At 43.9% G+C, this 9569-nt stretch carries 18 protein-coding genes and 1 pseudogene; 7 read left to right on the top strand and 12 right to left on the bottom strand.

Translation table 11 applies throughout. From position 1 onward, the window contains the following. Positions 1 to 127: 127 nt before the first annotated feature. Positions 128 to 400, bottom strand: a complete 273-nt coding sequence (locus LZ23_RS10360; protein ID WP_045213927.1) for an Arm DNA-binding domain-containing protein — start codon at positions 398 to 400, stop codon at positions 128 to 130. 253 nt (positions 401 to 653) lie between these two features. On the opposite strand from LZ23_RS10360, the gene LZ23_RS10355 reads away from it, so the two are divergent. Genes LZ23_RS10355 through LZ23_RS24050 form a run of 3 tightly spaced genes read left to right on the top strand, consistent with a single transcriptional unit; the run spans position 654 to position 1456 of the window. Further along, positions 654 to 1004 (top strand): type II toxin-antitoxin system RelE/ParE family toxin, encoded by a 351-nt coding sequence (locus LZ23_RS10355; RefSeq protein WP_045213925.1) that lies wholly within the window; start codon positions 654 to 656, stop codon positions 1002 to 1004. Next, a complete protein-coding gene (locus tag LZ23_RS10350) occupies positions 997 to 1323 on the top strand; it encodes an XRE family transcriptional regulator (RefSeq protein WP_045213924.1) in 327 nt (108 codons plus the stop codon). Before LZ23_RS10355 ends, LZ23_RS10350 begins: the two co-directional genes overlap by 8 nt. Further along, positions 1316 to 1456, top strand: a complete 141-nt coding sequence (locus LZ23_RS24050; RefSeq protein ID WP_045213930.1) for a hypothetical protein — start codon at positions 1316 to 1318, stop codon at positions 1454 to 1456. Before LZ23_RS10350 ends, LZ23_RS24050 begins: the two co-directional genes overlap by 8 nt. A 143-nt stretch (positions 1457 to 1599) precedes the next feature. On the opposite strand, the gene LZ23_RS10340 is transcribed toward LZ23_RS24050, so the two are convergent. Further along, the gene (locus LZ23_RS10340) at positions 1600 to 3414 is read right to left on the bottom strand and encodes an IS1634 family transposase (RefSeq protein WP_045213922.1); all 1815 of its coding nucleotides are present in this window, start codon (positions 3412 to 3414) and stop codon (positions 1600 to 1602) included. A gap of 328 nt (positions 3415 to 3742) precedes the next feature. Between LZ23_RS10340 and LZ23_RS10335 the strand changes: the two genes are divergently transcribed. Together LZ23_RS10335 and LZ23_RS10330 are read left to right on the top strand one after the other, a co-directional pair. Next, complete coding sequence (locus LZ23_RS10335) at positions 3743 to 4021, top strand: type II toxin-antitoxin system RelE/ParE family toxin (protein WP_045213920.1); 279 nt, start codon at positions 3743 to 3745, stop codon at positions 4019 to 4021. An 11-nt stretch (positions 4022 to 4032) separates the two neighbouring features. Further along, the gene (locus LZ23_RS10330; protein WP_045213918.1) at positions 4033 to 4332 is read left to right on the top strand and encodes a HigA family addiction module antitoxin; all 300 of its coding nucleotides are present in this window, start codon (positions 4033 to 4035) and stop codon (positions 4330 to 4332) included. Positions 4333 to 4407: 75 nt separating this feature from the next. Here the strand turns inward: LZ23_RS10330 and LZ23_RS25005 are convergent. Further along, positions 4408 to 4596, bottom strand: a pseudogene (locus LZ23_RS25005) (hypothetical protein); the annotation flags it as partial. Between the two features lie 152 nt (positions 4597 to 4748). After that, the gene (locus tag LZ23_RS25520; RefSeq protein WP_353740102.1) at positions 4749 to 4874 is read right to left on the bottom strand and encodes a GIY-YIG nuclease family protein; all 126 of its coding nucleotides are present in this window, start codon (positions 4872 to 4874) and stop codon (positions 4749 to 4751) included. Between LZ23_RS25520 and LZ23_RS23470 the strand changes: the two genes are divergently transcribed. Next, entirely contained in the window at positions 4820 to 5110 is a 291-nt protein-coding gene (locus LZ23_RS23470; protein ID WP_084591007.1) for a tyrosine-type recombinase/integrase, read from the top strand. The two genes, LZ23_RS25520 and LZ23_RS23470, sit on opposite strands and share 55 nt — an antisense overlap. A 69-nt stretch (positions 5111 to 5179) precedes the next feature. Here LZ23_RS23470 and LZ23_RS10325 read toward each other — a convergent pair whose 3' ends face one another. Further along, entirely contained in the window at positions 5180 to 5371 is a 192-nt protein-coding gene (locus LZ23_RS10325) for a DUF2283 domain-containing protein (RefSeq protein ID WP_045213917.1), read from the bottom strand. A 4-nt stretch (positions 5372 to 5375) separates the two neighbouring features. Beyond that, a complete protein-coding gene (locus tag LZ23_RS10320) occupies positions 5376 to 5627 on the bottom strand; it encodes a DUF4258 domain-containing protein (protein ID WP_084591006.1) in 252 nt (83 codons plus the stop codon). A gap of 421 nt (positions 5628 to 6048) precedes the next feature. Between LZ23_RS10320 and LZ23_RS10315 the strand changes: the two genes are divergently transcribed. Then, complete coding sequence (locus LZ23_RS10315) at positions 6049 to 6633, top strand: site-specific integrase (protein WP_045213915.1); 585 nt, start codon at positions 6049 to 6051, stop codon at positions 6631 to 6633. 49 nt (positions 6634 to 6682) lie between these two features. Here LZ23_RS10315 and LZ23_RS10310 read toward each other — a convergent pair whose 3' ends face one another. The 6 genes from LZ23_RS10310 to LZ23_RS10295 all read right to left on the bottom strand — a co-directional run. Then, positions 6683 to 7048, bottom strand: coding sequence for a hypothetical protein (locus LZ23_RS10310; protein ID WP_045213914.1), 366 nt, complete (start codon positions 7046 to 7048; stop codon positions 6683 to 6685). Continuing rightward, positions 7048 to 7401, bottom strand: a complete 354-nt coding sequence (locus tag LZ23_RS10305) for a hypothetical protein (RefSeq protein ID WP_045213913.1) — start codon at positions 7399 to 7401, stop codon at positions 7048 to 7050. The genes LZ23_RS10310 and LZ23_RS10305 overlap by 1 nt, the downstream gene beginning before the upstream one ends. 9 nt (positions 7402 to 7410) lie before the next feature. After that, complete coding sequence (locus LZ23_RS10300; RefSeq protein WP_045213912.1) at positions 7411 to 8526, bottom strand: hypothetical protein; 1116 nt, start codon at positions 8524 to 8526, stop codon at positions 7411 to 7413. A gap of 168 nt (positions 8527 to 8694) precedes the next feature. Then, positions 8695 to 8865 (bottom strand): hypothetical protein, encoded by a 171-nt coding sequence (locus tag LZ23_RS24045; protein ID WP_157493188.1) that lies wholly within the window; start codon positions 8863 to 8865, stop codon positions 8695 to 8697. Positions 8866 to 8882: 17 nt separating this feature from the next. Then, complete coding sequence (locus LZ23_RS24040) at positions 8883 to 9041, bottom strand: hypothetical protein (protein WP_157493187.1); 159 nt, start codon at positions 9039 to 9041, stop codon at positions 8883 to 8885. Positions 9042 to 9287: 246 nt separating this feature from the next. Continuing rightward, the coding region (locus tag LZ23_RS10295; protein WP_045213910.1) for a tyrosine-type recombinase/integrase at positions 9288 to 9569 on the bottom strand (282 nt) is incomplete at its 5' end.

The raw sequence follows: 9569 nt of genomic DNA, 5'->3' as shown, positions 1-9569 counted from the left end.
CGGGACTGATTATAATGTTCTGATGCCTGCTTGAAAAGGGCGGGGTATGCGGGGTACGTTAAAACTCAAAACGTAAAGAAAAAACAGGCGGGGTGGGGCTGGATATTGCGGGGTACTGGCAACATAACTAAACTGGCAACATAATGTCCCCACTTTCTTTTTTCATTCCCTTGGCTCTTTCCCGGGCCTGCTCCACGGTCATGGAATCAGCAGGTCCGATTCTGAATTGTCTTATCCTGCTGGACTTATCCCTGTAGCGCAGGTAATAGGTAGCCCGGCCTGTCTTGGATACTTCCAGGATAAACCCGGCTACCTTCGCATCAAAATACTGTACTTTGGGTTCGTCGGCGGGTATCGGCGGGTTGTCTACAAAACTCTGTTTCAAAAATACTTTGGGCATAACACTGCTCCTTTCTGGTTATAAGTTTTCCTTTAGATCTTATAACGAGAGACAGGGCAGTTTTTGAAAAACAGGCCGTGTACGTCCATATTTTGGGCTTGCAGGACAAAAAACGACCACAGGTATGGGAAGGAGGGTAAAAGCGCTAAAAATGGACGAGAGAGGGGTTAAATTGGAAATAGCTTTTTTAGTTTATTAATCAGGCATATATTATTCCATTGACGGAATGTAAGCCAAGAGTTATATACAATTCATGGTATGGGAAGTTGAGTACACAGACGAGTTCGGAGCCTGGTGGGATAAATTATCTGAAGAAGAGCAGATTTCAGTTGATGCGTCAGTCAGGCTGCTTGAAAAGTGCGGTCCAACTCTTGGTTATCCTCATAGCAGCAAAATAAGTAACTCCAGGCATAACCATATGAGGGAATTAAGAACCCAGCATCAGGGCAGACCACTGAGAACACTATACGCATTTGACCCCAGAAGAACAGCTATACTCCTGATCGGAGGAGACAAGACCGGGGATGACAGGTGGTATGAAGTTAATATCCCATTAGCGGACCGTTTATATGACGAACATTTGGAGGAAATCAGGGATGGCTAATAAATTTTCCAGGCTTAGAGCGAATATGTCCCAGGAAGCAAGAGATAAGGCTGAACAGAAAGCCCTGTCCATGCTTGAGGAAATGCCCCTAAATGAGCTTAGAAAAGCCCGGGGGTTATCCCAGCAGATGCTGGCGGAAGTACTCCATGTCCAGCAACCGGCCATAGCCAAGCTGGAAAAACGTACAGATATGTACATTTCCACTCTGCGCAGCCACATAGAAGCAATGGGAGGAGAGCTTGAAGTTAAAGCCAGCTTTCCGGAAGGAACAGTGAAGATTAGTAACTTTTCAGAGCTGGGAAGGGAAGCGAATGGCTAAAGCTTTAGATCAAAAACACAAAGAAATGATGAATAGTGACCCCGAGTATGCCAAAGCCTACACGGATATGGAAGATGAGTTTCAGTTCGCTGAGGAATTGATAAAAGCCAGGATAAGAGCAGGGCTGACCTAGCAGCAGATTGCTGAGAAGATGGGAACCACACAGTCGGTAGTGGCCAGGCTTGTATGTCCAGCTTAACCCAACTTTCCGCGGCGTTTGACGTTTTTGTGTGTAATTTCGGGGCTTTAGGCTAATTTCAACTGTTTTTCTGGGCACTACTTTTGTTGGATCACTGTCTTCCTCGGCTTGACCGGCATGTTATTTATTTCCAGGGCGGAGTACACCTGCTGCTGTTCTATTGTCGCAGTTGTACAATGACGGATATGGATAACTCCCCCTTGCTCTCTGGGTAGACTTGTAGTCTGGATCCTATGAGTTTCCAGCCAGGAGCAGATGGTTTTCCAACGATGGGAAAGACCAGCCTTGGTCAACTTATATCGAATATACTGCAATAAATGATAGGCCAGGACAGTAATAAAGATATGGCCTTCAATGCGCTCAGGCTTTCTATGGTAATTTGGACGCAGACCAAGTTCATCCTTTAAACAGCGGAAAGCGTCTTCTACAGTAGTCAGCATGACGTAGAGAGACCATATTTGCGAGTCGCTCAGATCAGTACGGCTGGTCCGCAGAAAATAACTTCCATCATAGGCTTTGCTGAGCTTTTGGTGGTCGAAGTTCCAGGTGATGTCCACGGCATTATTGCCTTTGCGCACCACATTTATCTCAAAGCCGGCGGAAACACGACTGTTTTTTTGCCTGATCCGGCCGATGCGCTGCTGGATTTTATCATAGTTTTTGAGGCGCCGTTTTATAGTCAGGCCTTGTTGCAAATAGGCGAGTTCCTTTTCCACTCTTTCCCTGGCCCTGGTGACTATGGCGTTTTCTTTGACGGCCTTGCCGTCGCTTTGACAATGCAGAATCATTTCTCCATCCTGTTCAAAGCTCTTGACTTTTATTCCATCCTTGATCTCCACAAGCTGTAGATCTTCAGGAACATCTTTAGGCTTTGAACGGGACACGACAATATATTCAAACCCATTGTCTTTGAGGGCGCTCAGATTCTCCTCAGTGGAGATGCCGGCATCAATAACTACGGTGGGCTTTTGGACAAGCAGAGTGGGCTGCTGATCTTTGGCCCGGGCATGCACTTTGCTGACCATGTCCATCAGGGTTTTGGATTCGGTAACGTTACCCTCAAATACCTGGCTGGCTTTGAGAAAACCCTGTTCATCCAGGACCACCCCCAAGGTGACCAGAGGCCGGTCGTTACGTTTTTCCTTGGAGTGACCATGCCTGGCCTTATCGCAATAAGTGGCATCACCCTCAAAGTATGTGTTGGTCAGGTCATAAAGAATGATGGATTCACCAAGCCTGAACCTTGCTTTGGCATGCTGTCTTAAAAACTGCTCTATCTCTTCTTTATGCTCAAAAAGCAGATCTGATGTTTCATACAAGGCATTGTTGGGCAGTCTGGAGATATCTGTTTTGACCAGATCATTGAATCCGCTTGTCTGTTGGATGTAGCGCTTGAGCTCCCTCTCACTGCTGGGATGGATAAGGCGTCCGACAATAAGCAAAGAGGCCAGGTCCACAGATATCTGATTGAATTCAAGCTGTTTGAATATATCAAAGAAGCCCAGTTCTTTCATGGTCTGCATCCCAACGTACTCTTGCCCTATAGACCTTGATTCGCCGGAATCCAGGCCATGGACGTCAACACTTAGGTAATCAGGTGTATTGGTGTTGATCTGATGGGACTTTTGCTGTTTGACGAGCAACATGGCATAGTGACGAGCCAGAGCTTCAAGCCGATCTTCCAAGGGTACAAGGCGCTGCTGGCCACACAGAATTTGCTTTATTCTTTTTGCTAATAATTTCCAGTACTTCCTTTCAAGATCAAAGGGATTGAGGTTTAGGAGTGTAACCTGCCTGGGTCCTTTGTCTGTGCGCCTGGATTCAACCAATTCATAGGTATAATAGGATTTTCCAGAAGTCTTGTTCTTTTTTTCTTTAGCTCGGATAAACATGAGGGCCAAGGATACCCAAAAACAATCCGATTGCAAGCACTAATTTTAAAATATGGGCACTACATTGGCCATTTTAAAATATAAATCCAATGATTTCAGTATGTTAGCAGATGAAAAAACGTAAAATTCATTGATTTTAAGCTGATTTTGGCAAATTTGCGGAAACATGGGTTAAGGAGCCTGCACAGATACGCAGAGGCTACAGGGAGTAAGGTCAGGATATCTTTAGATGAACCCCGCCAAGTCTGCTAAGCATAACTTAAAGAATCTGACTTTTCTTTCTGTTTTATGTTTGACGTAACGGCTAACAGAATTTATATAGCAGGAAATGATCAAGTCATTCAAAGATAAAAATACAGAAAAACTCTACTCAGGAACGTTCGTAAGAGAGTTCAGCGGGTTTCAAAGGCAGGCGATCCGCAGGCTGCAGATCCTGGACAGCGCTTCCTGTCTGAATGACTTGAAGGAATTACCCTCAAACCGCTTTGAAGCTTTGAAGGGAAGCAGGAAAGGTGAGTACAGTATCAGTGTAAATATGCAATGGCGGGTTACTTTTAAATGGTATCAGGATAACCCCCAGGAAGTAGGGATAGAAGACTATCATTAAGGAGGCTTAAAATGGCTAACAAAATGCCTCCGGTACACCCCGGAGAAATACTGCGAGAAGAACTTGACGGCTTGAATATTTCAGCCAGTGCTTTTGCCAAGAGTCTCAGTGTTCCCACCAACATAATTACAGAAATCTTAAATGAGAGAAGAAGAATAACCCCTGACACGGCCCTGCGCCTGAGCAGGTACTTTGGAACCTCGGCAGAGTTCTGGATGAACCTTCAGCAGGCTTATGATCTGAAAGTAGCCAGGGAAAGTACATGGTCGGAAATTGAAGTGGCTGTAAGGCCTCTTTGTGTTGGTGCATAAAAAGCCCACCAGGTGATTTACTGCTTCACCCGGCCAAGCCGTTCACCGAGGGGCAAGGGGTTCAAGTCTGCTTTTTCAGCCCGCACCCAGTCTCTTCATGGAATAAACCCCCTCCACCCCGCCTACGGGAGTGAATTTCCTGGTATCCTTGGAGCCAAGCAAGTGCTTGACCTGGTCGAACACCTCCTGAACAAAGTCTTTCCCGCCGATCACCCCGGAGTCAGTAAAATAACGACAACGATACCTGAAACGGTCAGTCCTGGTGTGGAGAAATTGTCTTCCAAGGTAGGATTTGAGGTATTTTTCGCGGTGGGTTGCGTCTGCCTGACTTAGACAAGCCTCGTAGTAAATTAAACGGATGGGACGTCGGTTTTTGGTGGATTCTACAAGTCCCTTGCTATGATGCTTTTACCCGGTTAAATGCTGCTGCTTTGCAGCCCGCTTCGCGGATTTAACCGGGCAAATCTTAGCTTGAGGTCTTTAGTGTATCCTACGTAAAAGTTATTATCTACATCACTTTGCAAAACATAAGTGTAGTACATCAACAATATACACAAGCTGGTTCAAGGCAAGAAATCGGGCTGGGCTTGAAGACGTAAGGCTTCATACCCTTCGGCATAGCTTCGCTAGCTTTCTGATTAACGCCGGACGTTCAATATACGAGGTGGGAGCCATACTCGGGCATAGCCAGATAAAAACCACTATGAGATATGCTCATCTTTCCGAGCAGACCCTGGTTGAGGCTGTGAATACGGTACCGCTGGTACATGCGGCGTGATTTAGCGATGTGTATGGAGGCCAGCCTGTTGGTACGGGTGGCCTTGGAGTAGATCTGATAAGTGAACTGTTATGCAGCCCTGCTCAGTTCGAGAGGCCAAGCGCCCTTTTTGGAAGCATCAAGTACTACTACTTCAACAACAGAACCATCTTCTGCGTAGCTGAGATGCGTATCCCAGTCCTGAGAAATTTCTTTTACAATAGGCTTGTTTGATAGACGAATAACCAGAATGTCATCGTTTTCTTCATAAGTTACTTTCATCGCTCTACTCCCACTGAAAATGATGCATAATTGTTTTGACCACAAGTTTACTTTCAAGAACTACAGCTGCACAGATAAGGTTGTCATTGCGTCCTTCAACGTGCTTGGAAATCCATAGATGTGTCTCATCTTTATAGCGGGTCTGTCCTGTTTCAATAATGTCTTTGAGTAATTCCTCGCTAATTCTACGTTCAGCCATACGCTTCCGAGCATGGTAAGTTGTCTGGACTTCTAAGCCGAATTTTTCACTGTCCATACTATTCTATTGCTAAGTTAAAGTTCTGAAGAAGGCCATAGGCAAGGGGCTAAAAGCGGATGGTAGATTATAATTATTATACGCTGGGGCAAATCCCAGGTGTTAAAATGGGCTCTTGGCCCAATAAGCCATCATTTGGCTCTCTAGCCCCTTGCCTGCAGCCTACTTCGTCGGGTTGTACTGGGATGATCCAGTATAGCATTTGATTTACATAAATCTCTAATCATTTCTGGCTGCCCTTGCAACACATTTCGTCTGAATATCAACTTTTTGTATAAAGTTGGTATTGGGAATTTCAGCTAAAAAATATCAAATAAAATCAAAATCTTATCTATAGTCCCAAACCCAACCACCTTCACTCTGGCAGGTAAATGCAAATTATTGTTGATTTTGATTCGTTATAGTTGATATCCATAAGCCCATGAACAACCACCCCCAAAAGGGCAGCTCCATAAAAGTTGAGCCCATAAGAAACCTGGAAGATATCAAGGCCATTAAGCAGCTGCTTCAGGATAAGCCCAGAGACCTTCTGCTGTTTATCATAGGTATCAATAATGGGCTGCGTATCGGAGATATCCTGAAACTGAAAGTAAAACAGGTCCAGGGTCTTAGGTCTGGAGATACCTTGAGGATCAGGGAGCAGAAGACCGGGAAAGAGAACGTGCTGCTCATAAACAAGTCTGTGCATAAAGCCCTGGAGAGGTATCTGGAATCTGCCCAACCTGACCCGGAAGACTATCTGTTCAAGAGTAAGAAAGGGAGCGGGCCTTTAACCGTGAGTGCAGCCAATAGACTTGTGAAATCCTGGTGCAAGGCTATTAATCTGAGAGGGAACTACGGAACACATAGCCTTAGAAAAACATTCGGATATATTCAGAGGATCAAGTACGGGGTAGGCTTTGAGGTCCTGTGCAAAAGGTTCAGCCATAGTAGTCCTGCCGTTACCATGCGTTACCTGGGGATTGAGGACAAGGAAGTGAATGGGATTTTGATGAATGAGATTTGACCAACAAATGGCTCCGCCATCAAATACGTTATTCTGATTCTGTTCCCGCTTAATGATTTTCGAGCTTAAATGAAACGAGATGATCCAAGTGTATTCCTATGGTGGAGTTCTTAGCAAAGACCATAAAAAGCCCTTGTTCCGCTTTCCAGTCAAAGTTGATCACTTGTTCAATAGCTGTTGCAGGTAAACCGCTTGACAAAGAGATTAAACCCCTTGAATATTTCACGTCCGCTGACTGGGGAGACTCAAAAAAGACTTCGAAATACTTGAGTCTGTCAAATAACATAATAAATCGACTATCAGCCATAATAACTTCGATTATCCCACTTTCTGTATTGATTCTTAAATCTTGAACAGAATCAAATAAGTGCTCTTCGGACAACGAGCTAACTATCTTCATGCATTTATATTTCATTATATCGCCTCAAGTTTGTACCAATTGAGAAAATCAGGGTTAACAATTGCAGTTTCTTTGCTGCCTCTAATCACAACTAAGCTGTTAGCCATTTTCAACTCAGCAGCCTGAAAATTCTGGAAAGATAATATTTCACTCTGCCCACTTGAGAAGATTAAGCTTAACTTACATGTATTTTTATGCTCTGACTCTATAAGACTTACAGTGTTTTGAAGAATGCAGGCCAAGTGATCCCAATGCCATCCAGCTAACCAGTCATGGCCTTTGAGTGTGATTAACAACCGTTCTCGGTTGAAATTCAGGTCACCATTATCATAGTTTGTCACTTGACCATTAGAAGTATATATCCTCATTACTTTCCCTTATAAAATTGATTTTTCTGAGCGATGAGTCTTGTCTACATGCCATGTACTCAGTGGCCTTTTGTTTCTTGATCGGCGAGACAATCTTTTCTGTTTGTAGCTTGTGCGCATTATCTGTTCCATTTTGGAGAAACAATATCTACATTGGCGTTCCTTGCAGTCCATCTTGCAACCTTGCAATGTGTTGAAAAAATCATCATCAAATAGATATGATGGAATCTTGCCAATGTCTCGAGCAAGATACATCTGGTATCCGGCTCCGATAAAATCGACCACGTTATAAGTCGTTCCATTGTGGTAAGCGTCAATAAAAGTACCTAAGGCAAACGATATGCTACTTCTGCATCTAGGAAGTTTTACCACAGCGATGTAATCATTTAAAGCCTTGAATCTATTCACTGTTACCCAATTTGCCTTAAAAAAGTACCTAGGATCAGAGGCGATCCTGGTTTTTGTACAGAATGAACTGTCCTGAGTGAGGCTTCGGGCCAAGTACCATCTGTGACCATACCTGGAATTTTCATCAGGACATTTGTTTAGGCAACCCTCAAAAGCTATAACCTTTGATTGATAACCAGCAAGAGCGTTTTTCTTAAGCTGTTCCGGGTCACGAATTATATTTACTGATGGGTTATGCAGAGTCACTCCTTCTTTGCGCTCCTGTTCCAGTTCCTCAACAGTCATCCTGTGCGAAAGACATGAACCCTGGATATCTAGATCAGGTAACCTGTCCTTAAGTCTTTTTATAAGTTCAATATCTGCTACTACAACACTTTTTATTCCTCTAGGATAAAACTCGGTGGCTACACTGTCGACCACCACTTTGTAATTGTCGTGCAGGAGGTAGTTTAATAGCAGAGTAAGCTTGAATTTTGTATGTTCGTGATTCCAAGATATCATATCCATAGTCAGGCTTTTTGCCTGCTCTAAAGATACTTCGGAATTAACAGGCCTGCCACTGGCACAGATCTGGGGGTTGTAATGAGGAAAATGCAGATCGTAGATATAATCCTTGAACCTGCTCATTTCTATCAAATTTTGCTGGATAGCTTCTGTCTGCTTGGTTGGAGCAATATTCTGCGGAGAAAAGCCAATGGTAACCTTAAGGTCGGGCATACTATCATCCTTGTATTTTTTAAGTTCTTTAGCGGGTATACTTGGTGAAAGCAAGCCTTATTGAAGCGTTATCCAAGAATTGGAGACAAGGTTTAAATAATTGCCTTCTAAGGGTATGCTGTGCTAAAAAGAAGGGCACTCGTATGTCCCTTCTTTTTACTCCGGCTATTACCAGAGGATTACAAAGCCAATCAGTGTTACAACAGCGCACCATAAGGCATACGCCTGGCGCTTCCAAAAATAATGCTTACGCTCGTGGAAGGACTGTTTATTTCTGCGAATTTCATATCTGAGCTTAGAGCCTATCCTTGAGACTCCATGAGCATCCTGTAAGACCATAATCTTACCTCCCTAAGCTAATTATGTTCATAGAACTCAATCATAACTCCGTACACACCGGACTGCCTGATTATCAGGGCAGCGTACTCACGTGCTTTTGATTCTTCCCAAAAGATACGCTCTGACTCTGCCACATCTGCGCCTAAGAATTTTCCCATTTTGATTACACTCCACATGGTTACTTCCTCGTTGAATCAGGGCCGAAGGCTTCCCACTGCAACTTAAAGAACCTGTCCCTTATGTTGCGAGTTTGTATAATCCCTTGACAGACATGTAAATGCTTTGATTTTTGGCTTGGTCTTGTATCCTCAATGATAACAGCTGGATACAAGAACAGGCAGCATAATTTTTTTTAGGAGGCAACATAATTTTTATCGCCAGCATGAACTCTACTTAAGCTTGGCAGAGCCTGTACTTAAGCCTTACAGGCTGTCCAGCCAGTTTAGAGTTTCCTGCTCGTTTTCCCAGTTGATCAGTTCATCAAGCTTTTCGTCTTTAATCTGATTTTGGGTGTATTCAATGAACTTTTTTTGCAACTCTTTTTTTCTGGTCAGGTCCAGTTTGAGGTAGACCATGGTGGATTGAAGATTTTCATGGCCAAGATGGTTTTTGATATCGGTCAGGCTGTAGCCCGAGTTGAGCATATTGATGGCGCACGAGTGCCGGAAACAATGAACCGGATTTAGTTCTCTGATTTTGTCTTC

The organism is Desulfonatronovibrio magnus, from assembly GCF_000934755.1.
Classification (GTDB): Bacteria; Desulfobacterota; Desulfovibrionia; order Desulfovibrionales; family Desulfonatronovibrionaceae; genus Desulfonatronovibrio; species Desulfonatronovibrio magnus.
Note: the sequence above shows the minus strand (reverse complement) of the source record. Positions and strands in the feature narration are given on the sequence as shown.